The organism is Ignavibacteriota bacterium (genome assembly GCA_016707525.1).
Taxonomy (GTDB): Bacteria; Bacteroidota; Ignavibacteria; order UBA10030; family UBA6906; genus JAGDMK01.
In genome coordinates, this window is the sequence record JADJHP010000006.1 from 203581 (window position 1) to 228704 (window position 25124).

General features: G+C 60.8%; 13 protein-coding genes. 10 read left to right on the forward strand and 3 right to left on the reverse strand.

Going from position 1 to position 25124, the window contains the following annotated elements:
• Positions 1-70: 70 nt before the first annotated feature.
• The 8 genes from IPI01_11385 to IPI01_11420 all read left to right on the forward strand — a co-directional run bounded on the left by IPI01_11385 (position 71) and on the right by IPI01_11420 (position 12656).
• A complete protein-coding gene (locus IPI01_11385; protein ID MBK7258380.1) occupies positions 71-1738 on the forward strand; it encodes a VCBS repeat-containing protein in 1668 nt (555 codons plus the stop codon).
• A complete protein-coding gene (locus tag IPI01_11390; protein MBK7258381.1) occupies positions 1693-1965 on the forward strand; it encodes a T9SS type A sorting domain-containing protein in 273 nt (90 codons plus the stop codon). Before IPI01_11385 ends, IPI01_11390 begins: the two co-directional genes overlap by 46 nt.
• 120 nt (positions 1966-2085) lie before the next feature.
• Positions 2086-4848 carry a TonB-dependent receptor gene (locus tag IPI01_11395; protein ID MBK7258382.1) on the forward strand — a complete coding sequence of 921 codons (2763 nt, stop codon included), beginning with the start codon at positions 2086-2088 and terminating at the stop codon, positions 4846-4848.
• A gap of 87 nt (positions 4849-4935) precedes the next feature.
• Positions 4936-5406: a hypothetical protein gene (locus tag IPI01_11400; GenBank protein MBK7258383.1), complete on the forward strand. Its 471-nt coding sequence runs from the start codon at positions 4936-4938 to the stop codon at positions 5404-5406.
• Positions 5337-8489 carry a hypothetical protein gene (locus IPI01_11405; GenBank protein MBK7258384.1) on the forward strand — a complete coding sequence of 1051 codons (3153 nt, stop codon included), beginning with the start codon at positions 5337-5339 and terminating at the stop codon, positions 8487-8489. The genes IPI01_11400 and IPI01_11405 overlap by 70 nt, the downstream gene beginning before the upstream one ends.
• A 95-nt stretch (positions 8490-8584) precedes the next feature.
• Positions 8585-9610 (forward strand): PorV/PorQ family protein, encoded by a 1026-nt coding sequence (locus tag IPI01_11410; GenBank protein MBK7258385.1) that lies wholly within the window; start codon positions 8585-8587, stop codon positions 9608-9610.
• 81 nt (positions 9611-9691) lie between these two features.
• Complete coding sequence (locus IPI01_11415) at positions 9692-10309, forward strand: M15 family metallopeptidase (protein MBK7258386.1); 618 nt, start codon at positions 9692-9694, stop codon at positions 10307-10309.
• Positions 10310-10325: 16 nt separating this feature from the next.
• Complete coding sequence (locus IPI01_11420; protein MBK7258387.1) at positions 10326-12656, forward strand: T9SS type A sorting domain-containing protein; 2331 nt, start codon at positions 10326-10328, stop codon at positions 12654-12656.
• 255 nt (positions 12657-12911) lie between these two features.
• Here IPI01_11420 and IPI01_11425 read toward each other — a convergent pair whose 3' ends face one another.
• The 3 genes from IPI01_11425 to IPI01_11435 all read right to left on the reverse strand — a co-directional run bounded on the left by IPI01_11425 (position 12912) and on the right by IPI01_11435 (position 20464).
• A complete protein-coding gene (locus IPI01_11425; GenBank protein MBK7258388.1) occupies positions 12912-13967 on the reverse strand; it encodes a PorV/PorQ family protein in 1056 nt (351 codons plus the stop codon).
• A 76-nt stretch (positions 13968-14043) separates the two neighbouring features.
• The gene (locus IPI01_11430) at positions 14044-17547 is read right to left on the reverse strand and encodes a hypothetical protein (GenBank protein ID MBK7258389.1); all 3504 of its coding nucleotides are present in this window, start codon (positions 17545-17547) and stop codon (positions 14044-14046) included.
• Positions 17548-17575: 28 nt separating this feature from the next.
• On the reverse strand, positions 17576-20464 hold the full coding sequence (locus IPI01_11435) for a TonB-dependent receptor (protein ID MBK7258390.1): 2889 nt from the start codon (positions 20462-20464) through the stop codon (positions 17576-17578).
• Positions 20465-21744: 1280 nt separating this feature from the next.
• On the opposite strand from IPI01_11435, the gene IPI01_11440 reads away from it, so the two are divergent.
• A complete protein-coding gene (locus IPI01_11440) occupies positions 21745-22248 on the forward strand; it encodes a T9SS type A sorting domain-containing protein (GenBank protein ID MBK7258391.1) in 504 nt (167 codons plus the stop codon).
• 320 nt (positions 22249-22568) lie between these two features.
• The gene (locus IPI01_11445; protein ID MBK7258392.1) at positions 22569-25082 is read left to right on the forward strand and encodes a T9SS type A sorting domain-containing protein; all 2514 of its coding nucleotides are present in this window, start codon (positions 22569-22571) and stop codon (positions 25080-25082) included.
• Positions 25083-25124 lie beyond the last annotated feature (42 nt).

Consider the following 25124-nt stretch of genomic DNA (forward strand, 5'->3'; position numbering starts at 1 on the left):
TCGGATCTCGAACGCACTTGTTGTCCACCACTACACTACTTTCTCACTCATTCACATCAGGAGTCAACGCATGAGCAGAGCTACTATCGTGCTGCTTGTCCTTGCGCTCGTCAGCAGCGCCGCTGTGGCGCAGCTGTCCAGCGTGGCGACACACAATTCCTACCAGACGAAATTCCTCTGGACCGGCCCCGACAGCACCAAGCCCTTCCGCAACGACCAGGGCATCCGCAGCGCCTGGGTCACGAAGGACATGGACAAGGACGGCAAGCCCGAGATCATGTGTACGGACTATGCCAACGGCGGCCGCGTGCACGTGTTCGAGTTCAAAGCCCCGAACATCCTTGAACTCGTCTGGTCATCGCCGAACATGTACAGCACCAATGCCAATTCGACACCGCGTTGGGTGAAGGATGGCGATCTGGACGGCGACGGCAACAGGGAGATCATCTATCCCGTTGGCCCGCGCTATACCGGCAAGGTCGTGGTGTTCGAGTACAACGGAACCGACAATTCGTATGGTGCAGCACCCGGCCTTGCCGATCTTGAACTTCCTGCTACCCAATTTGCGGGCGTGCTCGGTGCCACCTCTGCTCTCCGCATGGACCGCGAGACCGGCACAGTGGATGATATCGATGGCGACGGCCGTGATGAACTGATCATGGCGAACCAGGACAACAAAGTCTACATCCTTGGTGTCATCGGTGATATCGGCGGGTTCGGGTCCTGGGATATCGAGGGCGGGAACCCGGCAGTGCATCCCGAGAACAAGTTCTCGGCTGGCTCCTGGTGGCAGTCGGTCCCGACCGACATCGATGGCGACGGCGCGAAGGAGATCGTGAACCACTACTGGAACTTCTACGGATTCTGGTCCATCGATCCGAAGGGTACGGATTCGTACCGGTACCCGACCCCGGGTGCTGACACGCTGACGAACCCGAAAGCGAAGAACTACTACTTCGAGTACATGAAGTCTTTCGGTGACGATGCGGTCGCGTATATGGGCGTGCAGCCTGCCGACGTCAACGGCGACGGCGCGAAAGAGATCGCGGGTATCCTCTACATCGGCGGCTCCACGAATGACTATCAGGTCTCTCTGACTGCGGTCGCCAAGGGAGATACCGGTGTGTATGTTTGGAAGGACTCGACCCAGTTCGGCATCGTCGGAAAAGACCTCTGGAAAGCTGCCGGCAAGAACACCGGTGCATTCTGGGGCATCGGTGCCTATGACTTCAACGGCAACGGCCGCGAGGAGATCCTTGCGGGCGGTGGTGCTGACTACAATGTGGTCGCCCTCGAGTATAAGGGGACGGGGAGCCTGACGGATCCGGCGAACTACACCAGCACGGTGTACTATCCCGGCGAGCCGGCATTCTTCCATAACATCGACTATTATGACTCGCTCGGCACGGGGGTGGATACCGTGTTTGCGGAGAGCCCCTTCGTCTCCAAGATGTTCGCAGGATCCGATGTGAACGGCAACGGCAAGAAGGAACTGATGCTCTCGTATCAGAGCGTCGCTGATTCCGTAACGTACCGTCGCTATTCATGGGATACCTCGGCGACCCCCGACTCGTGGAAACTGGACAGCACGTACAAGCAGGTCAACGTGATCGCGACGAACCTCCGTATGCTCGAGTGGACCGGTTCGACGTTCGTACCGATCGACATGACCACCGTCACCCCGATCAGTACGTGCTCGAAGCCAACTATCCGAACCCCTTCAACCCGTCCACGATGATCCGTTTCTCGCTTCCGGCGGAGAACAAGATCTCTCTCGTGGTCTATGACATGCTGGGTCGTGAAGTGAAGACCCTGATCGGCAGTCAGGAGATGGCGAAGGGTGCGTATCAGCAGGAATGGGACGGCACGAACAATGCCGGACAGGGCGTTGCCAGCGGCAGCTACGTGTACACGCTGAAGTTCGGCAATTTCAGCAAATCCCAGAAGATGATGCTCGTCCGCTAGTCCGCGGCGTCACACCGCGATGTGTTGTTTGACATACAAGGGCCGTGACAGATCATCTGTTGCGGCCCTTTTTTTTACAATGCAGCGACGGGCTGAAGCCCGTCGGCACAGGAGGCGTGTATGTCAGTTCGTCGTATGTTCATTGTGCTGGTCGGATGCCTGATCGCCGGTGTCGCCTTTGGCGGGAACACGGGGAAGATCGCCGGGCGCATTCAGAGTTCGGAGAACGGGGAAACCCTCGTCGGCGTCAGCGTGCTCATCGAAGGCACCTCCATCGGCGCCAGTACGAATGTGGATGGCGATTTCACCATCATCAACATCCCGCCGGGGACGTACAACGTCGTCGCCTCCGGGGTCGGCTTCCAGAAGAAGCGCATCACGAATGTGAAGGTCTCGGTGGACTTCACCACCCGGCTGGACATCAAGCTGGGGACCGACGTGATCGCCCTCGAGACCGTGGAAGTGCAGGCCGAGGCGCCGATGATCCGCCGCGACCTGACATCCTCGCACACGAACATCGACGCGGCAGCGATTCAGGCCTTGCCCGTGGAGAGCGTGACGCAGATCCTCTCCTTGCAGGCCGGCATCACCCAGGGCGCGGGGGGCGAATTGCATATCCGCGGCGGACGCTCCAACGAGATCGCCTACACGGTGAACGGCGTGTCGATCTCCAACCCGTTCGACAACACCCGCACCGTGCAGATCGCCACGAATGCCATCCAGGAACTGTCGGTGGTGAGCGGGACGTTTAACGCCGAGTACGGCAATGCCCTGAGCGGTGTCGTCAATACGGTGACGAAGGAAGGTGGGAACAGCTTCGGCGGCAGCATGTCGTTCTACACGGGCGATTATGTGAGTTCGCACGATGAGGTCTTCACGAACATCGACAACGTGAAGCCGTTCAGCCATACGGTCACGGAACTCACGCTCAACGGGCCGATCCTCACCGACCAGGTGAGCTTCTTCCTCTCGGGCCGGTTCGACGACGAGAAGGGGTGGCTCTACGGCGTGCGCCAGCATCTTCCTACGGACTACGCCAGCGTGAACCCGATGAACCCCAATGACATCACGCTGTTCCGGTCCGGCGACAGCGCCCTCGTGCCCATGAATCCGAGCCGGGAAGTGAGCGGGACCGCGAAACTGACCTTCACGCCGTTCTCCACGGCGAAGATCCGCTACGACGTCCTGTATTCGAACTCGTCCTGGAGAGGGTATTCCCACAGCTACAAGTACAATCCGGATGCGAACTACAATAATAATGAGTGGGGCTTGCTGAACGCCCTCGAACTCCGGCATTCGGTGAATGCCTCCACGTATTACACCCTCCGCGGGTCGTACAATCTGAACGACTACAAGCAGTACCTCTACCCGCTCCTGGATGCTTCCGGAAGTCCGGTGGTCTACTCTCCGGGGGGAGCACTGGACATCAGCACGCTCCATGCGGACCCGCGGTACCAGCCGGATTACAAGAGTGTTGCCGTGGCACCCTATACGTTCCTTTCCGGCGGCACGCGCAACGGCCACTATTATCAGCGTTCCGCAACGACGAGCGTGAAGTTCGATGTGACGAGCCAGATGACGCAGAACCACGAAGTGAAATTCGGGGCGGAGTACAAGACGCATACGCTGAAGTATGAGAGTTTCTCCGTTCTCCGGGATACGGTCCGGTATTTCACCCCGACCATCCCATCGACGAATACCTCATATCACGATGCGTACACCCGCAAGCCGAAGGAGATCTCGGCGTACCTCCAGGACAAGATGGAGTTCGACAACCTCATCCTGAATGTCGGCCTCCGGTACGACTTCTTCAGTGCCGACGCGGACTACTCCACCGATATGTTCAACCCGAGTCCGAACAGTCCGACGCTGCCGGCCTCGGTCGACCGCTCGACCCTGCTCGCCAGGTCGAAAGGGAAGCACCAATGGAGCCCGCGTGTGGGTGTGTCGTTCCCGATCACGGATCAGGGGATCATCCATTTCTCGTACGGGCATTTCTTCCAGATGCCGCCGTTCTCGTACCTCTACGCGAACCCGGATTTCAAGTACAGCTTCTCCACCGGCACGCCGAGCTTCGGCAATGCCGACCTGAACCCGCAGCGGACGGTCACGTATGAACTCGGCCTCCAGCAGCAGCTCATGCCGAATCTCTCCTTCAATGTGACCGGGTTCTACAAGGACGTCCGCGACCTGCTCGCGCAACAGCAGATCCGCATCAGCGGCGACGAGACGTATTACAAGTATGTGAACAAGGATTACAGCAACGTGAAGGGGCTCACCTTCTCGCTCACCAAACGGCGGGGGGCAGGCGATCTGATCGGCGCGACCCTGGATTATACCTTCCAGGTTTCCGAGGGGAACGAGACCGATGCCAATGCATTCTTCGTCGATCTCTCGTCCGGACGGCAGAGCGAAAAGGTGCCGGTCTACCTGGATTGGGACCAGACACACACCTTGAATGCCACCGTCTCCGTCGGTGAACCGAACGACTGGAACGTCACGCTCGTCGGGCGCCTCGGCACCGGGCTTCCGTACACCCCGCAGATCCTGACGCAGACCGTCTATCTGGTCACCAACAGCGCGCGGAAGCCCTCGCAGGTCCGCGTGGACCTTCTGGCCGACAAGACCTTCACCGTGGCAGGGCTCCGCTTGACCGCGTTCCTGAAAGTGTACAATCTCTTCGACGGTCTGATCGAACGATATGTGTATGACGATACCGGACGGGCGACGTACACGCTCGTGGCCGGACAGGGAACCGCCGAGGCGACGGATGCCATCGCCGCGCGTGTGCCGGGTGTTCATCCGGCATCGGAATGGTTCGTGAGGCCCGACTATTATGCACCCCCGAGAGAAATTCGGGTGGGGGTGGATGTCGAATTCTAGGTGAGGCGGAAACCGAACGAAGAGTATCCGGAGCGGCGGGTTGTGGCCCGTCGGCGTTCAAAGGAAGCTGATAAAGGAAGAGTGTGCATGAAGAACATGAGAGTCACTCAATGGATGGTGTGGATGCTCGTGGCCGTGGTGAGCGCGGGTGTGACCGTTGTCCGTGCGGACGATGACGAGCTCGAGAAGGCACGCCGCGCGGTCAGGGAGTACATACAGGCCAACCCGTATCCGGCCGTGGTGAACGGAGGGGTGCCGGCACCGATGAAGCCTGAAGCGCCTTCGCTTGCCAAGACCTCCGGCACGATGGCGCAGAAGGACAGGAAATCCTTCTTCATGAACGGCAACCGGATCGCCGTGGAGCTGTACAACTACGGCGGCATTGCCCCGGGCTATGATGCGTTGCGCGCGGTGAACAACCTCGTCTGGCGCAATCTGGACTACGCATTCCAGTTCTGCCCCATCGTCGGCGCTTCCGTCCCCGATGCGTGGGTCCCGGGAAGCGCCTCCACATCGTCTCTGACGCCCTCTGGGACTATCCGAACCTGCGGGAAGTGAATCCTACCGGCGACACGCTCTGGCAGTGGCAGCCCATTCCGGGGTATGCCGATCCGGCACAGAAGTACATGGCCTCCAATCCCGCCGATGACACGAATGGTGACGGGAAGCCGGATAGCTGGCCGCGTACGTGGTACAACCCCTCCACCGGCAAGTATGTCTGGCCGGGTTTCCTGTCGCAGGATGTGATGAGTTCGGACCTCGAAGTGTTCTGGGCAATGGACGATCGGTTCAACACCGAGTTCCAGTACTTCCCGTTCCTGGCGGACTCTGCGCGGAAGGGGATCGGTGTGCAGGTGGATGGGCGCGCATTCCAGTGGAGCAACGCTCTCGCAGAGAACACGATCTTTTTCGTGTACACGGTCACGAACACCAGCGATAAGCATCTGGACAGCGTGTACTTCGGCATCTACGGCGATCCGGACCTGGGCGGAGGTGCGCCCGAGAACACGGATGACAACGGGTATTTCGTTCCCCCGTACGATACCACGGGGCGTCTGGACGGGGTGCCGATCTATTCGCGCAGCATGGTGTACTTCTGGGACCCGGACATGAAGGGTGCCCGCGGGCTTCCGCTGGGGTTCGTCGGGTGCAAATATCTCGAGAGTCCGGGCAATCCGGTGAACACGATCGATGACGATGGCGACGGGGTCATCGACGAACGGCAGGACGACGGGATCGATAACGATCACGACTGGAGCATCCTCGAAGACGACATCGGCATCGATGGCGTGCCGAACACGCAGGATCAGGGTGAAGGGAACGGTGTCCCCGATGCCGGCCGGCGCCTTGTGGACGGGACGCAGGACCCGCTCTATCCGGGTGAACCGAACTTCGAACTCACCGATCTCGACGAGTCGGACCAGATCGGCCTGACGAGCTTCAACAGCTGGTCGTGGAACACTGACCGCATCTCCAACGATGAATCGATGTGGAACCGGTCCATTCCCCGGAACTTCGGTGCCATCCAGCAGAATTCCGACATCGTATACATCTTCGCATCCGGCTACATCACGCTGGACCGTGCCGAGACGAAACGCATTTCCATGGCCCTGCTCCTCGCCGAGAACCTCGACGGGCTGCTGACCACGGCGAAGACCGTGCAGACCATCTACAATAAGAACTACCAGTTCTTCCGTCCGCCCGTTACCCCGCACATGACGGCGGTGCCGGACGACAGGAAGGTGACGCTGTACTGGGATACCGCCGCGGAAGAGAGTGTCGACCCGATCACCGGGAAGGACTTCGAAGGGTACGTGATCTACAGGAGCACCGATCCCGCATTCGGCGATATCCAGACGGTCACCGATGGCAAAGGGGCGAAATTCCTCTCGACGCCGTTGCAGGATGTGACGGGGGCAGAAGCGAAGTGGGACGTTGCCACACGCTCGGAGCCGTTCACCGATCTCAATTTCAACGGGAAGTTCGACACGGGCGAACCGTTCGTGGATTGGAATCACGATGGCCGGTATACCGAGAACGGCGAGGACCGCTGGAAGGGGTATTCTCCTGTGCCGTACCAGGACCGTGGATTGCAGTATTTCCTGGGCAACAACCGCGGGCTCGTGCACTCGTTCGTGGATTCGAACAACGTGATCAATGGCCAGACCTACTACTACGCCGTCGTGGCGTACGACCATGGCGATTCCGTCGGCATCCCGCCCACGGAGACCACGAAGAAGATCACCGTGGACCCGATCACATCGAAATTCAAGTACGATGTGAATACGGCACAGGTGGTGCCCGGTCCGCGGACGAGCGGCTATATCGCGCCGTCCCTCGCCTCGCGCAACATCAGCCATACGGGCGGTATCGGGACGGGCCCGGTGACGCTGCGGATGATGAACGATCTCGTGATCCGCAATGCCGGAGAGTACACGGTGAGCTTCGCCGATTCTTTCTTCAATGGCGCGAGGAACATTCCGGGGAAGAATTATTCCGTGCTGGACGCGAAGCCGGTCACGGAGACGTTCGCACCCTTCGATACCAACTTCACGACGCTGGGGCACACGGCGATCGCGGATGACGGATCGTTGCGGGTGACCGGCGCGAACGGGACGGTGTACACCCGCGGCGTGGACTATCTGGTGAACTTCCAGCGGGGTTCGATCCGCCGGACCGCAGCGAGCACGATGCCTGCGAACGCCACGTACACCATCACGTACCGGTACTACCCGGTGTATCAGAGCCGCGCCATCAAGGCCGAGGATTCCAATCCTGTCTTCGACGGCGTTGCGCTCAAACTGGAGGACCATCCCGAGTTGCGCTACGACTCCATACGCTCGCGGTGGGTGGAAGGGACATGCAACTACACGTTCCTCGCCAAGACGGCGTCCGTCGGCTCCCGGAAGCGCCTCTGGCCGGCCGACTACGAGATCCGTTTCTCCTCCACGCCGATCGATACGGCACTCACGCTGGGGACGGGCGTGATCCGCATCCCGGTGAAATATTCCGTCATGGACGTCACCACAGGAACGCCGCAGCGGATACTCACCTTCCTCGCGGAGAACAGCTCAACGAAGGATCAGCAGTGGAGCTCCGGTGAAGAGATCGTGCTCTTCAGGCCCGGGTCCACCGGGCTGACCACCGATACGACGACCTGGGGTATCGTGATCACGAAGCCGGCGGATACCACGATCGCTCCCCGCGCACCCGGGAATGGCGACGTGCTGTTGATCGCGACCCGGCGTCCGTTCTCGACGAGCGACCGTTTCACGATCACGACCGAAGGCTCAACCGTAAGCACGGAGCGCGCGTCCTCCCTCATGGACCAGATCTATGTCGTCCCCAATCCGTACGTCGGGCTGAGCGATATCGAACCGACCAACCGGCTTCCGGGCGCGACGCGGGGTGAGCGGCGGATCTACTTCGAGCACCTTCCCTCGCAATGCACGATCCGCATCTTCACGATCAACGGCGACCTCGTGCAGACCCTGAACCATGATGCGGGTGTGCAGAACGGGCGGGAGTACTGGAACCTCCTGAACCGGGATGGGTTCAGCGTCTCCTACGGCGTCTACATCGCGCATATCGATGCGCCGGGTGTGGGAGAGAAGATCCTGAAGTTCGCCCTCATTAAATAGGCGATGAGGGAAGAAGGAAGGCACAGTGTAGGTCGGGATACGAAACCACAAGAATCGTGCATGTTGAGGTGTTTCTTGACAGTGGAGAGACAGCAATGAGACTTTCGAAGACCATACGGTTGGCATCGTTTGTGGTGATGATCGTCGCCGGCGTGGCGACGGCACCGGCACAGAACCTGACCAAGACCGGGACCACGGCGGCGCCGTTCCTCAAGATCGGCGTCGGCTCGCGTGCCATCGGGATGGGCGGTGCGTTCGCGGCCACGGCCGATGACATCACCGCGATCTACTGGAACCCCGGCGGACTCGCGAAGATGTACTCCAGCGAGGCGACGTTCAACCACGTCCGGTGGCTTGCCGATGTGAATCTTGATTTTGCGGCATTCGCGACGCACATCCCCGGGCTGGGAACGATCGGTGCGTTCGTGAGCGTGGAGTCCATGGATGAGATGGAAGTGCGGACCACCGCACAACCGGAAGGGACCGGTGAGTTGTTCTCGGCGGGCGCGATGGCGATCGGTATCACCTTTGCGCGGGACCTCACCGACCAGTTCTCGATCGGGTTCAACGCCAAGTATGTCAACGAACATCTCTGGAACATGTCGGCGAGCGGCGTCGCCATCGACATCGGGACCATCTACCGTATCCCGATCCTGAACGAATTCCGGCTGGCCGCGAGCATCTCCAACTTCGGGACGAAGATGAAGCTGGAGGGGCGCGACAATCTGAAGATCGCCCAGGTGGGCGGGGGCGAGGGGAATCTGATCAATACCGACGTCCAGCTCGATGCTTTCGACCTTCCGCTCATCTTCCGCGTGGGTGTTGCGGCCGATGTGGTGAAGGACGGAGAGCACCGGGTGACGGCGGCTGTGGATGCCGTGCACCCCAACGACAACACGGAATACCTGAACACCGGCATGGAATATGCCTGGAACGAGATCGTGTTCATCCGGGGCGGATGGAAGTCGCTGTTCGAACGAGAGACGGAGCAGCACTTCACCGCCGGACTCGGGCTGCACTACCGCATCGTGGGGGAGTTCAAGTTCATGGTGGACTATGCGTACCAGGACTGGGGCCGCCTGAAGAACGTGCATTACCTGACATTCGGACTGCGATTCTGATCGGTACTATGCGGTGCCGACCGTACCTCCTCCATCACAGCGAGACGGGGTACGGCGGCGGCACCAGACCGGAGGTGTGTGATGAGACCGTTGCTGTGCGCATTGTGCCTGCTATTCCTCCTTCCCGCGTCGCTCCACTCCCAATCCTCTGATGCCGAGCTCGTCAATGTGAAAGAGCTCATCCCGGACATCGTGCTCGATCTGAAATATAGCACGGTGGTCAACTTCACCGCGCAGAAGCTGTACACCACCAATGAATGCCTGCTGGCCCGTGGCATGGTGAACCGCCTTGCCATGGTGCAAGACAGCCTGCGGAAAAGGGGATTGGGGCTGAAGATCTTTGATGGGTACCGTCCGCGCGCGGTCCAATACCTGATGTTCGAGATCTATCCCGACCCGACCTTCGTTGCCGATCCGGCCACGGGGTCGAAACATAACCGCGGGGCGGCGGTGGATCTGACGCTGGTCAACCTTGCCACGGGTCAGGAGTTGGTCATGCCGACGGGGTTCGACGATTTCTCCGACGCGGCTGCCCACGGGTGGACCATTGGCATGTCGGCCGAACAGATCGCGAACCGGGAACTCCTCCTCACCATGATGGTGAATGTGGGCGGCTTGACGAGTCTCGCATCGGAATGGTGGCACTACGAACACGGGCCATCGCTGACGAATCCACTCTTTGATTTCCAGATGAAATGACGGGCGGGGTCCAGCCATGAGAACACTTCTTGCCCTCCTGGTGTGCGCGGGCACGGCCCTCGCCGACCAGGGTGTCGAGTTCACCGTCAATGCCAGACATCAAGGAGTCCAGCGGGATGTCCAGGTCGACCGTGACCTTCATTCGTCTGCGCTCGTCGTGTGGACCAGCGAGAACCATGCGGGTCCCGGCACGCGGGGGGATATCGTCCTCCGAAGGCTGACGATGGATATGTGGGATGGAGGCTTCACCCCGGGGCCCGGAGCTCAAGCGGGAGTCCACCCGTCCTTCCGCAGCGCACTGGCAGACACTGAAATGATCGTCCATGACGCCGCCGGTCTCGGGGACCAGGAGAAGCCCGCGCTCGCGGCCAACCTTCAGGGATCTGCCGTCGTGGCATGGGCATCGATGACCAACCGCGACTCAGCGTACGACATCAAGGCGCGGCGACTCCACCTCAGAGTGCCCGTCGGACCGGAGTTCTTCGTGAATACCACGATGGCACGGACACAGACCGAACCCGATGTGGCCGTGGACAGTGTTGGGAGGTTCGTGGTGGTGTGGAATGGCTGGACCGCGAGCGACGACCGGGATGTCTATCTGCGGGTCTATAGTGCCGATGGCGCGCCACGCAGCGGAGAGATCCGTGTGAACACGACCACGGCATACAGCCAGGCGAAACCTGCCGTACGGTACCGGCCCGACGGCTCGTTCGTGGTGGTATGGGAATCATGGCAACAGGATGACCAGTTGGTGTCAGGCTATGGTGTGTACGCCCGACACTTCGACAGTCTCGGGGTCCCCCTGTCCGGCGAATTCCGGGTCAATTCCTGGACGCCCGATAACCAGTGGTATGCCGACATCGAGACCTTCAGCGACAACAGCTTCGCCATCGTGTGGTGCAGTTGGGAACAGGATGGTGCGGACGGCGGCATCTCCATGCAGCACTACAATGCGGACAGGACGCGCCGGGGGACGGAGGTGCGGGTGAATACCACGACAGCTCACTACCAGTGGCTGCCGCGTATCCGCCGCAACGCGGACGACAGCTTCGTCGTCTGCTGGTCCAGCTGGAAGCAGGATGGCAGCCGTGAGGGGGTGTATTGCCAGATGTACGACGCGGATGCCCGGAAGGTCTCCTTCGAGACGCAGGTCAATACCCGCACGGAGTCGTTCCAATGGGAACCGGACATCGTGGCGATCGCACCGGGTGATGTGTTCGCGGTGTGGGCCGATTGGTTCAGTCCCCAGCTCGATTACGAGGTGACCGCCCGCCGCATCTTCCCGGTCCATGCCCAGGGGAGCATCGCGCCATCGACGATAGCGCATACGTCAGGCCGGACGACATCGCGCGTGGTGGTGCATGTGATCGATTCCCTCGCGTTGACGGGGCACACGTACGAGGCATTCTTCGATTCGCTCCCGAACAGGACGGCAGCCCTGAGCGTCCGGGATCTTGCGACCGGCGACACGCTTGTGCGACGATTCCCGATCGACCGTGGCGAGAACGTCTTCTCGATGACACCGGCGTTCCATGGGATCACCGTGGAGGTCGTCCCGGAATTCGACCTGGATCTGGACCTCGGGAATTCCACGACCATCCAGCGGAGTGGAACCACGTTCATGTTCTTCATCAATCTTCCGTCCGCAGGCACGAAGCGGATCGCGCCCATTGACGTTGCCCTTCTCTGGGGAAACACGGATACGCTGGCCGACGGCAGTTACGTTACGGTCCTGGACACCGCGCTGTCGCTGAGCGGGAAACGGGAAGTGCTCGTTCCGTTCCGCGGCTGGAACATGACCGATGGCCAGAAGATGGACCTCCTCGTGGTCGACAGTCCATCCAACAAACGCTGGAACAAGGGGGAGCGGGTCGTCTTTCTGACGCCCCCGGCGTACCGGACGGCGGCCACGAACACGCATGCCGAAGTTCGCCCGGATGCATTCGGCTCACCGGTGATCTCTCCAGGGCCGGGCGACACGACGATCATTCGTACGTTCAGGCCGATAACGAATGCCGACCGTTTCACATTCACTGCTGCGCGCGCGGCGGTCCTGGGCGTCCCGGGAACGGAGGGACAGCCGGGGTCCTTTGCGTTGCTGCAGAATTATCCAAATCCCTTCAACCCTGCGACCTCGATCCGGTACAGCGTACCGGTTGCAGGAAACTTCACACTCTCGGTGTATTCGATCCTCGGCCAGAAGGTGGGCGTGCTTGCCTCGGGCTTTCATCAGCCCGGCACGTACCGGGTCCGGTTTGATGCGCAGGGGTTGGCGAGCGGGGCATACTTCTACGTGTTGGAAGGGGGAGGGAAGGCGCACGTGCAGAAAATGATGGTACTAAAATGAGTGCCAAGGTAAACTGTTCCTGATCTTGTCGGGTGAGGAGTGAGGGCGCTCTACTCCGAGTCCCAACCATGATGAGACTCTGTTCATCATGGAGCGAGGAGTCGGTATGAAGCGGGAAACGGCTTCATGCAAAGCGACTCGTCAACGTAGTCTGAAAGGACGCAACGCAAGCTGCAGAAAAGGCAGGTGAGGGCAAAGAAAAAGGGAGAAGACGGATCTTCTCCCTTTTTCCTTTCTGAGCAATCCCTTCTGTACTTACAGCCGCACCCCCAGCGAGAAGTACTGCACGTTCTTCAACCGGCCGTAGTCCGCGAAGCCGTAGTCGAGTTTGACGGTGGCGACATTCGGGATGCCGTAGTGCACGCCCACGCCCCACGTGAGGCCCTGCTCGGAGTCGCGCAGGAACAGCGATTTGTACCCCACCCGTCCAAAGATGATCTCTTTCCAGGTCGCTTCCAGCCCGGCATTCACATACTCGGTGTTGTCATTCGGATGTGTCGCATCCACCGCGAACGTCGTCCGGATATCCTCGACCGGAGTGATCTCATACGCAACGCCGATCCGGAACGTCAGAGGAAGGTCAAACGTCTCCGTCCTCAGGTCGGACGGGATGTTGCTCGGTCCGCTGCCGATGTCGCCGTCCGGGTCGTAGTTGAACTGCAGGTCACGCCCTTCCAGCTTCATCTTCGTGCCGAAGTTCGAGATCGACGCGCCGAGGGTCAGGCCGGGGATCTCGGACATGTAGAGTGTGCCGATGTCCACGGCGAACCCGTTGGCGGCCTCGCTCCAGACCGCATCGCGGATGTACTTCGCCGTGAAACCGATCGAGAACCGGTCCGTCAGGTTGCGGGCATACGTCAACCCGAAGGCGATGGAACTCGCGTCCCACTTCCGGCCATCGCCGTTCGGGAAGTCGACCGTCCGGACGATGTCCTCGGGCACGCGCATCGAGATCACCGACAGGCCGAAGGTGCCGAGCTCGCCGATGGGCATCGCGCCCGCGGCGAAATCGTAGTTGATATCGGCCAGCCAGTTGGCGTGGTTGAACGTGAGCTCACTGTTGATCTGCATGCGGGACAGCGCGGCCGGGTTCCAGTAGATGGAGCTGATATCGCCGGTCACCGCTGCCTGCGCACCGCCCATGCCGAGGGCGCGGGCGCCGACGCCGATCTTGAGGAACTGCGCCGCCGTGGTGCCGACCTTGGCGGTACTGCGGAACAGCTGGGCACGGGCGGGGCTGGCATTCACGACAAGGAATGCCAGGACGAGGGCTCCCGCGAGCGTTGCCCGTGTGCTGCGCATGATCTTCATACAACCTCCAGAGCAATTCATGTGTGCGATCCGTACACCGCGGTGCCCGTCCGTCGGGCACCGCGTGACGCGTTGATCACTTGATCAGTGCAAGCCGGCCGATCTTCTCGCCGACACCCGGGACCTCGACGTGGTAGATGTACACGCCGTAGGCCAGGCGCTGGCCTTCATACGAAAGGACCCGCCAGTCGGCGTAGCTGTTCCCATCATCCTTCACGATCGTGTCCACCAGTTCGCCGAGGAGCGTGTAGATCCGGATCGTGCACTTCGGCGGGAGGTTCCGGAATTGCAGCTTGTTGTCCCCGCGCCGGATGGAGCTCGGCCCCGGTTGCTCCATGGTGCTGTACGCGACGTACGGGTTCGGCACCACGCAGATCTGGTCGAGCGTGTTCGTCGCTGTGGCAGCATCGAACTTCGATGCCGTGCTCGTGAACGTGTACTGGTCGCCCGCGGCGAACGGCTTCGAGGTCTTCACCTCGTAGATGTTCCCCTGCGTCGGGTAGACCGGCGTCTGTCCGTTCGGCACGCTGAACGTGACCGACAGCATCACCGGGATCGGACTCTGCGGTGCATACTTCGGAGGCGTCACGAACACGATCTCGCGTCCGGGGCGCCACATGCTGTCGGCGAGCGCTTTGTCCACCAGGATGCGCATCGCGGACGTATCGGACATGTTGACGATCTTGAAGGGGCACACGACCACGCGGCGGCCCGAATTGTTCAGGACCGTGTCGCCCGGGAATGCCCACTTGCCGTTCGCAAGCGTGTCCGTCTTGTTCCACTGGATCTGGAAATCGAGCGGTGCCGGACGGAACGGTGCGGTCGTCAGCGCGATGGTCTTGTGGACCCGGCCAACGAGATTGGAATTGTTGATGGCGGACCAGCCGCTCCGGGCGGAGTCTATCCCCAGCGGCACGTCGGTCACGTACACCCGCATGCCATCGAACACCGGATTGTCGTCCTCGGTGGCCAGGCGGTTGCTCTCATACACCGCGTAGTAGCGATAGCTGATGGTGTACGCCCCGCCGTTGGCCAGGTTGCCGCTTGCTGCGCCACGGATCCGGCCGCCGGTGGCATCGACGCGGTACAGGGACGGATTGACCGTTGCGCCAGCAGCATCCTTCACGACCACCGACGACGCCACGAGGTTCTTCTGGGAAAGCGGGACATAGATGGTGTCGCGTGACGTGAAGCTTTCGCTACGGTCGGAGAGCGGCTGGATATCGTACACCACTTTCCCGCCGGCCGTCCGGAAGTCGACGTTATACTTCGCTCCGTCGAGCACCGCGACATCACTCATCACTTTGACGCCGATCGTGCCGGTAGAGACGCCGGTCACGCGTTGAGCCTTCGCGCCGTTATCGACGCTGGCCTTTGTCTGGCCCGCGGGGAGCGGCCCCGGAATGGCGGCGAGGGTGTTCTGATCGAAGCTGAGTTCACCCGTCACGGGATCCTTGGTGATGGCGATCTGGCATTCCGTCGGCGGCAGAGAGACGCCCAGGGTATCGAATCCATGGTCATACGATGCGACGGCATAGTAATACGTGACGCCGTTGGTGACCGTGGAATCGACGTACTCGTGGACGAGGCCGTTGTTGGTGCCGAGGTTGTACTTCACACCGCGGCCCTGATATTCGACCGGATGCAGGCCGGACCAGGTGTTGACGATGTCGAACTGGGCTTTGGTCCCGTTCTTGCCCACGAGCGGCGTGGGGAGGAAGGCCGAACCGTTCGCGTCCGTGATCGTGTAGACATCACTGAACGTGTAGTCCTGGCTCCGGTAGATCTTGTATCCCTCGAAGTCCTGGGTGTTCGTCAGCGGGTCGGTGGTCTTCTCCGCCAGATTGTCCCAGTAGAGTGTCACGCGGCCGTCACCGGGGATCGCGGTCACATTCGGTTTGGGCGGCGGCTGGGCGAACAGGTAGTTCGCTTCGAGCACGCGCTGTGCCGTTTCGGAATTGAGCAGAAGGTCGGCGAGGTTTTCGCCCATCATCAGCGCGATGGAGAAGCGCTGCGTGCCTTCCGGTTCGAGCACGAACGGGCCGGAACCGTAGAGGAACTCGTTGTCGCCCGGCGTCCGGAAATAGGCCTGGTCGACTGCGATCGAGTCGGACGACAGCTGCTGGGTGAAGAGCACGTCGTTGACCGGGAAGTTCGGCGATGCTGCCGCCTGCGCGACGAAGCTGGTCAGACCGATCTGATCGGATTCGTTGACATCGCGGATGCCGAAATTCGGTTCCGAGGTGAAATTGCCGTTGGCATCGGTGCCGTTGTCCGGCTTGGCATTCCCTTCGCCGAAGTCACCGGTGCCGGCGATGCCGTCCAGCCCGACGTCGTCCTTATCGACACGCCAGTTGCCGTTCTCATCACCCGACCAGCGAGCCTTGGGACGGCCATACAGTGCGATGTACTTGCTTGTATCAGAGATGCCCGTAGTGAGCGGGAGGGTCGTACCGTCGATGTACGTCCCCGGGCCATTGAACGGGCTCTCGTCGATCACACCGTCATCGTCATCATCCTTGCCGTTCGTGGAGTTGCTGGGCGACTCGAGGAACTTGAAGCCGAAGTACCCCGGGGTCAGGCCGCCGTCGCCCTTATTGTCGGCATCCCATGCGTAGACCATGCTACGCGCGCGCTGGGGGAAGGGATCGGCAAGCGCCCCCTTGGGGGGAATGAAGTATGCATAGTCGTCGCCGTAGTCGTTCGGGCCGCCGACGTGCGGGTCGCCGAACATGCCGAAATACACCCTGCCCAGGGTCTTGGGGCTCTTGTTCGTGACGCGGTACACGAGGAAGATGATGTCTTCGGCCAGCGGGTTGTTGAACTGGAAGAAACGGCACTCGAGGTCGAGCCCGAGGCCGACGCGGTTGGTGTCGCCTTCGAACGGAAGGTACCGGTCCTTCCATTTCTTGTTCGTGGCATCATCGCACACGAAATACACTTCTTCGTCGGGCGAAGAGGCATCGTTGCCGAGGTAGGCGGGCCACACATAGCGTCCGAGGGCGCTGTTGTACCATGTCTCGGGCCAGCTATGGGGCTTCCTGGTCAGGTCGCCGCCCACATCGGAGCGGTGACTCCATGCAGCGATGTCCGACTGGCCGGGAGCAGCATACCCGGCCTTCGGCAGCCATCCCCATTTCAGGGAGCCGTCCGGCGCGTATGCACCCTGGCTGGGCGTGTACATACCGTCGTCCAGGATCCACACCGAATCGCCCTGGATGCTCTTCACTTTGGCGGCGACGAGCGGATCGAACTCGTAGCCGTAGCCGAGGCGGTTCCACACCAGGTCGGCCACGTTGCCCAGGGTGTTCGGGCGCGTGATGTTGCCGTAGTTGTAGACGATCGTGGTGATCTTGTTGCCACGAATGATCAGGCTGCGGATCTCCTTCATGCTGCCCGTGGTCTTGGCCAGTGCGGGGCCCGACTGCTGGTGCTCGAGGAAGTCCACAAGCCGCTGCCATTCCTGGGGGCTCGCCTTTTTCGGATCGAGCTTCAGGATATCGTTCTCCTGCGCGCGTGACGCGCCCGCTGCCAACAGCAGCGCGGCGGCCACCAGGAGACTGAGAAATGATGTTTTCATACAAAGTCCCATCGAATGAATGAGAGTATTAGAACACGATCGAAGCGCCGACGCGGACGAGCCGCGGGGTGCTGATATTGCCGGGGTCCGCATAGTAATTGTCGATGGCGTTCAGCGGGACCATGCCCGCGTCGCCGCGTACGATGCGGTTGTGCAGATCCGCAAGGAGTTCCGGCTGCAACGTCTGCGCGATGTTGTACAGCGCACGGCCGGAGTTCGCATACACGTAGAGTTCGTTCTCGGTGTCGAACAGGTTGTCGACCTGGATGAACATCGACATGTCGAGCCCGCTGACCGTGAAGAATTTCTCGATCTTCAGGTCCACGTTCCATTGCATCGGCTGCCGATCGCTGTTCTGTGTGAAACTGATCGGGGAGACGTTCGTCGGGAACTCCGGGGTGTAGGGGGTACCGGTACGGAGATACCCGATCATGCTCACGCTCCAGTCATTCGGCTCGGAGATCATGACCGTGGAGGTCAGCGTGTGGCTGCGGTCGAAGTTCAACGGCACGAGATAGGTCTGGCTCAGACGGCCGGCACTTTCGCTGAAAAAGATCTCGTCGGTCGGCAGCGTCCGGTTCCCTTCAGACACCTGGAAGGTGTAGTCCAGTGTCGCGGAGAGCATGTCGTTCGCGGAACGCCGCTTGAGGAGCGAGATGCTGACGCCGCGCGTGTTGGCATAACTGAGATTGGTGAGCAGGTTGTATTCCTTGTCGCCGCGCGGGGTGATGACGCGTTGTGAGTAGATATAGTCACGCACGTCCTTGTAATACCCGCTGATCTCGACCTTCAGGTCCTCGGTGAGCCCCTGCTGCAGGCCGAGCTCATACTGCACGCTCTTCTGCGGGTTCACGTTGGGGTTGCCGAAGCTCAGGGTCACGCCGGAGGGGGCGCGGAAGTTCGGGTTGCTGTACAGGCTGGACAGCGAACCGATCTGGAAGAAGTGCCCGTACGAGAAGCGGATCGTTCCCTGGTCGGTGATCGGGTATGACACGCTGACGCGGGGGCTGATCATATGCTTCTTTTCGGCGGCGACCAGGTTCTTCTGGAGGAAGATCGTGTCCTGGAGGGCGAGTTCGCTGCTGATCCCCGCGTTGTAGTTCGCGGCCGGGTCGAAGTACTCGTACCGCACGCCGAGATTCAGGATGATGGATTTGAAGAGTTCGATCTTGTCCTGGACATAGGCGGCCATCTGCAACGGCTGGCGTTCGTAGGCGGTGTAACCACCTACGGCGTCGGGGATGTACGGCAGGAAGTTGTAGTTGCCGGTCAGCGCGTTGGAGAAGTTCGGGGTCGTATTCGGGGAGTTCGGGTCCCGGAACTGCAGCGTATACGATTCCACATTCAGCTTATGCTTGCGCACCTCGATGCCCGCTTTGACCTCGTGGATGCTGAAGATCTGGGCGACGAGGTCGACCTTGCCGGCCATCGTGACGGTCTTGCGGCTGAAACGGAACAGGTCGGTGCCGCCCGTGACGTACGAGGTGTTCGGGAAATACTTCTGATAGAAGCTCGGAAGGTACCGGGCATCAGAGGGGTCGTCGTAGGCCCAGCTGTGCCCCTGGTCGGTGATATAGGAGCCCTTCACGGTGTAGAACATGCTCTCGTTCACCGAGTGGGTCCACTCGAGGGAGTGCATGAAGCCCTTGCTCTGATCGATCGCCCTGCCATCCGGCTTGTAACGCGACGTGAAGGCATCCGAGAAGGCGTTGCTCGAATTCGGGGATTCATCGAAGTTGTGCACGAACTCATACTTCAGTTTGATCGACGGGGTGACCTTCCACGCGATGTTCCCCTGGACATTGTACGAGCGGCTCCAGTTCAGCGCCACCGCATCGGGGGTGTAGGTGGAATCGTGGCCGTAGGCGCCGGTGTACAGGCTCGGCCGTCCGACCTTGTCCGTCGTCCCATTGATGAGCGGAGCGAAGTAGTACGGGTCGCTCGGGGAGCCAAAGCGCGGATCGGAGGACGAGAATCCCTCGCGTGAGAGGAACGCGTCGTTGGGGAGATAGATCCGCTGGCCGTACAGATGGCCACCGTTCCAGTTGTACACACCGGAGGCGAAGAACGTGAGATCCTCGCCGAGGATGGGCCCGCTCAGGGTCGCTTCCGTGCGGTTCACGTTGGTCGGGCTGACCTTATTGATATTGTAGAACAGGTCCTTGTGCGAGCTTACATGGTCGCCGAAGAACTGCTTCACACTGCCGGCCCACTTCACGCCGCCGTCGCGGGTCACATAGTTCACCACGCCGCTGAGGGCGCTGCCGAATTCGGCGCTGAAGGTACCGCTGGACACCGACACTTCGCGCACGGCGTTGGTTGCGACGCCCACGGAGCGGGTGTTGCCGTAGGGATTGTTGATGTTCATCCCGTTCAGGGTGTAGGCGATCTCGTTCCCCAGGCCGCCGCGGATGTGAATGCTGCCATCGTCGTCCACCGTGATCCCCGCCTGCAGCCCGATCACTTCGCTGATATCGGTCACCGGCAACGCTTCGATGGATTCCGAGGAGATCGATGCTACGGGGTTCGTGAGGTCCTGGCGGATGAGCGGCGTGCGCTCGGCCTGGATCACCACGGCGTCCAGTTCAACGCTTCCCTCGACCAGGTCGATGTCCTGCTGCGTTGTGAAGTCGGTGGAGATGCGAAGGTCGTTCACCTCGAACCGGCGGTAGCCGATGAAGGAGGCAACGACCTTGACCTTGCCCGGCGGGACATTGAGGATCACATAGCGGCCGTCGACGGCCGAGGAAGCGCCAAGGGATGTTCCTGCGACGGTGACGTTCACGCCGGGGAGCGGTTCCCGTGTGCGGGAATCCCTGACCACGCCGGAGATCTTTCCTGTCGAACCGGCGAGCATCGTGGGGACTGCCAGGAGGACACTGAGCAGAACCGCCATACAACGTGTAAGGATGCGCATGGTGTACCTTTTGGTTGATGAGATTGCCAATACAACAACGGGGGAACTGAGAAAGGAAAACGGTCGATCTTCCCTACGGCCCGAGGACACGACTGCGAGGATGAAGATCACTATTATAGACAAAAATATAGAGAAACCGCTTCCAGTAGTCAAGCCGCCACAACTTGATTTTTTGCGTGAATGTGCTAACTTGACGGGCATATCCCTGTTCCGTCTGTCCTGTCAACGCGCAAATCTCGCAGTGCCGGATCCGTGTCAGTTCCGGCCAACCCGGCCGGCTGCCGCCGCGTTCATCCGGATGCAGCACCCCTTACCAACAGGAGGTTTTCATGAGAACGCTTCTACGGTTTGCTCTACTGACGTTCCTGATCTCGATCTCTGTCGTGGTCGCTGATGCTCAGTGGCAGTGCCTCTATGCGACGTGGGATGAGGAGACGAACGGCACGGGCCATCAGGTCCTGGGTGTGGGCGTCATCCACGAAGACATGTTCGTCGCATTGGTGAGTGTCCGCGGGGCACGGAGTTTCATGATCCCCTACGTGAACGCGGATTCCAGCAGCGGGCGCAAGTACTACTACGGGTACGGCTCCGCCACAACGGCCGGCATCTATCAGACCTGGACGGATGGCGGTTTCGATCAGGTGATCGCGAAGGACATTTACAAGATCAAGGCGATGCCCGACAGTCTCATTTACGTGGCGAGCAACGATGTCGACCACAATGTGCTGGTGTTCAAGTACACAAACGACACCATCACGGTCGTGGACCCATTCCCGCGGCAGCAGACGGGGACCAATAGCATCTTCGGCATCGACGTCGACAACAATGGTTATGTGTATGTCTGCAACGACACCACCACGGGCCAGGCCTCGGACCTGAAGGTGTACAGGCCCATCGGCCAGTGGACCGTCGGTGGTCATACCGACGCTCCGATCACGTCGATCAACCTTCCCGATGGCGTGTACAAAGGGATCGCGGTGACGCCGACGGGCAACGCGATCTTCATCGCAGACTACGTGAACAAGAAAGTGATCAAGTACGTGGGAACCCCGGCGACCGGCTATACACTGGCACCGGGATTCACGTTCACGATGGGGCCGGAAGATACGCTCACCGGAAAGCCGACCGGACCCATCGGGCTGGGCTATCTTGCGTCCAAGAACATCCTCGCGGTGGCATGTGACTCGTTGTTCAAGCCTTCAGGCGGTGCGAACTATTCGTATGGACGCATCTATCTGCTGAACGGCAATACCGGTGCGAAGATCTCCTCCGACACCAGCATGAATATGATCGATCAGGCAGCGTGGAACTTCGCGCAGACCGGTGCCTACAATGACCGCGGCAATGGCGACGTCCCCGGCAATGCCTCGGGCTATGCGTCGACGTACGACGTGAAGTTCGACGAGAGCGGGAATCTGTACAGTCAGTCGCAGTTCGGTTGGACCGTGGAGAAGTGGGCATACACCGGCACGCTGCCGAGCTTCACCACGGGCGTGGAACAGTCCGGCACGGAACTCCCCGCAGGCTACACGCTTTCGCAGAACTATCCGAACCCGTTCAATCCGACGACGGCCATCGAGTTCTCGATGCCGCAGTCAGGCTTCGCATCGTTGAAGGTCTATGACCTCCTCGGCCGTGAGGTCATGACCCTGCTGAACGAAGAGAAGCCGGCAGGTTCCTATCGCGCCACATTCGACGCAAGCACCCTCACCAGCGGAACGTATTTCTATGTGTTGCGTGCGGGATCCTTCACGGCGACCCGGAAAATGGCGTTGGTGAAGTAACGGTGCAGGGTGTGTGCGCGGGATCGTGTCGTGGTGCTGTGATCCTTGTAGAGGTCTCGGAGGGGCCTTGTAGGGGCCGAGCATGCTCGGCCCCTACAGTTTCGGCCCCTACGATCTTGATGGGGCGCGAAGGGGGCCTGACCCCGGCGATGCGAATATACGTGGTGTAGGTACATCGTGGTGGTCTCGTCAGGGCCTCGCAGTGGCCGGGATTGCCCGGCCACGACACGTGTTTCTTGGGAACACTCCGGCAGTATCCCTTCCGCCAGTTGACATTCTCTCCAGCATTCCTGTCCTTGAGAAAAAGGGATGCCCTGCCGATGCGATGGTTCCGCGTTCTTCTTCTCACGATCCTTCTCCCCCTGCTCCTGTCGACCGGCGCGCACGCTGACGACCCCCCGCGGGAGACCAGCGTCCATGCTTCGTTCATGCAGATATACCGTAGCGCCTCGCTCGCCGCGCTCACGCCTGCACCACAGGGGTATGTCATTCAGCCGCTGAACCGCACGGCCCGGACGACGCGCCTCACGCGCGAGGTCTTCGGATATCTTCCGTATTGGTTCATCAGCCGCTGGACACAGGTGGATCTCCAGCTCGTGAGCACGATCGCGTATTTCAGCGGCGAGATCGCCGCGGATGGGTCCATCGGCGACACCCACGGCTGGCCGAAAACGCCCGGCGATCCCACGGCATCGGCACAGGTGGTGAATATGATCAATGCAGCGCATGCAGCCGGCGTGAAGGTGGTGCTCTGCTTCACGAATTTCACCGGATCGGAGATCGATGCCATCGTCAGCACCCCGGCATACCGCACGGCGTTCATCCAGCAGTCGATGGCCATCGTGAAGGCAGGGAACGGCGATGGGATCAACATCAATTTCGAGGGGATCAACAGCGCGAGCAAGGCAGCCCTGACGCAGTTCATGATCGCGCTTGCCGACAGCTTCCATGCGAACATTCCCGGGAGTCAGGTCTCGTGTGCGCCGACCGATTTCGATACCCGGGCAGGGGACTGGGACCTCGCCGCCTTGAACCCGAAACTCGATCTCTTCTTCTTCCAGGGGTATGGGTACGGTTGGAGCGGGGGATCGGTGGCGGCACCGGTAGGCCTCCTCCCGAATACGGCGTTCTGGGGAAGCCTCAACAGCACCACCCTCATAACCTATGCGCTCGCGCGCATCTCTCCCGCGAAGGTTGTCCTCGGCGTGCCGCACTATGGCTACCGCTGGCCCACGGTGTCGGGCGACCCGCGGGCGGCGACGATGGGGTCGGGCGTGGTCATTTATTACCCCGATGCCCTGGGCTTCATCGGCAGCTACGGACGGCATTGGGACCAGGCAGCGCAGAACCCCTGGTTCCGGTATCAGGCCGGTGCGCAATGGTACCAGGGGTGGTATGACGACGCCGAGAGCATGAGCTACAAGTACCAGTTCGTGCTGGACCGGAACCTGATGGGGATCGGTATGTGGGCGTTGGGGATGGATGCGGGGAACAAAGATATCTGGAACATGCTGGCGGTGTACCTGACTGATTCCGGTTATGTGCCCCGCGCGCCCTCGGCTCCTGTCCTCGCCGCCGTGAAGGATACCTCAGAGCAGTTCGACAATCGCGTCGTCGTCCGGTGGCGTTCGTCCGGCACCCCCGCGGCAGCCGGGTTCCGGCTGTACATGACGCACGATCCTGCAGCGTGGCCCACGACACCTCTCCTGGATGAATCGGTCCTGGGTCCGGTGCAGCGTGAAACGGTGATCAGCGGTCTTGCCGCCGACACGACGTACTTCGTGCGCATGGTGGCCGTGGACAGTCTGCATGTGCGCATCAGCGATACCTCGGACACGTACGCGGTGCGGGTGGGAGGCGGGAAGCCGTATCTCATCGTGGACGGCTTCGACCGTGTGACGGGGAGCTACAATCTTCCGCGTCACGATTTCGGCGCGCGGTACGGCCAGGCGCTTGCCGCGTCGGGCGCCCACTTCGACTGCGTGGACAACGAGGCCGTGCAGCAGGGGATGGTACACCCCGGGAACTATGCAGGCGTTCTCTGGTTCCTGGGTGACGAGTCCACCGCCGATCTCTCGCTGAACACGATCGAGCAGAGCGTGCTGCAGTCGTACCTGAAGGGCGGCGGGCGGCTGTTCATTACTGGCTCCGAACTCGGATACGATCTCGGCCGGAGTGCATCGCCCAATTATGCGCCGGCGTTCTATGCGGACTACATGAAGGCCGTCTATGGAGGCGACAAGGCTTCCACGAGCAGCTATACCGGTGCCGCCGGGTCGGCCTTTGCCGGCATCAGCGGGACTTTTGGTAGTGTGTATCCGGAAGACTATCCCGACTACATCACCCCGGCAGGTGGCGCGAAGAGCGCGCTGACGTATTCTGCGTCGCAGGTTGCGGCCGTGCAGTACGAGGGGGCGTTCGGGGGTGGGAGCATCGCCGGCCGGCTGGTGTATGTGGCGTTCGCCGTCGAGACCATGGGCTCTGCCGCTGAGCGGGCTACGCTGATCGGACGCGTCGTCGCGTTCTTCAGCGGGGCGACAGGCATCGCGGACGAGGAAGTGTCGCATCCGGACACGTGGTCACTGGAGCAGAATTTCCCAAATCCGTTCAATCCCACGACGACCATCGGGTTCTCGATGGCGCGCCAGGGGTTCGCATCGTTGAAGGTGTTCGACCTGCTCGGCCGCGAGGTCATGACGCTGGTCAGCGAAGAGAAGGCGGCAGGTTCCTATCGCGCCACGTTCGATGCAAGCACCCTCACCAGCGGCACCTACTTCTATGTGCTGCGCGCAGGGTCCTTCACGGCGACCCGGTCAATGGTATTGGTGAAGTAAGGGTGTGCAGGCCCCTGCAATGCGGGTTCTACGCGGCAGAGG

Coding starts and splice junctions, on each gene's coding strand:
- IPI01_11435 (MBK7258390.1), bottom strand. CDS start 20,464: ATGCGCATCCTTACACGTTGTATGGCGGTTCTGCTCAGTGTCCTCCTG.
- IPI01_11415 (MBK7258386.1), top strand. CDS start 9,692: ATGAGACCGTTGCTGTGCGCATTGTGCCTGCTATTCCTCCTTCCCGCG.
- IPI01_11395 (MBK7258382.1), top strand. CDS start 2,086: ATGTCAGTTCGTCGTATGTTCATTGTGCTGGTCGGATGCCTGATCGCC.
- IPI01_11410 (MBK7258385.1), top strand. CDS start 8,585: ATGAGACTTTCGAAGACCATACGGTTGGCATCGTTTGTGGTGATGATC.
- IPI01_11425 (MBK7258388.1), bottom strand. CDS start 13,967: ATGAAGATCATGCGCAGCACACGGGCAACGCTCGCGGGAGCCCTCGTC.
- IPI01_11445 (MBK7258392.1), top strand. CDS start 22,569: ATGCGATGGTTCCGCGTTCTTCTTCTCACGATCCTTCTCCCCCTGCTC.
- IPI01_11420 (MBK7258387.1), top strand. CDS start 10,326: ATGAGAACACTTCTTGCCCTCCTGGTGTGCGCGGGCACGGCCCTCGCC.
- IPI01_11400 (MBK7258383.1), top strand. CDS start 4,936: ATGAAGAACATGAGAGTCACTCAATGGATGGTGTGGATGCTCGTGGCC.
- IPI01_11385 (MBK7258380.1), top strand. CDS start 71: ATGAGCAGAGCTACTATCGTGCTGCTTGTCCTTGCGCTCGTCAGCAGC.
- IPI01_11430 (MBK7258389.1), bottom strand. CDS start 17,547: ATGAAAACATCATTTCTCAGTCTCCTGGTGGCCGCCGCGCTGCTGTTG.
- IPI01_11440 (MBK7258391.1), top strand. CDS start 21,745: ATGAATATGATCGATCAGGCAGCGTGGAACTTCGCGCAGACCGGTGCC.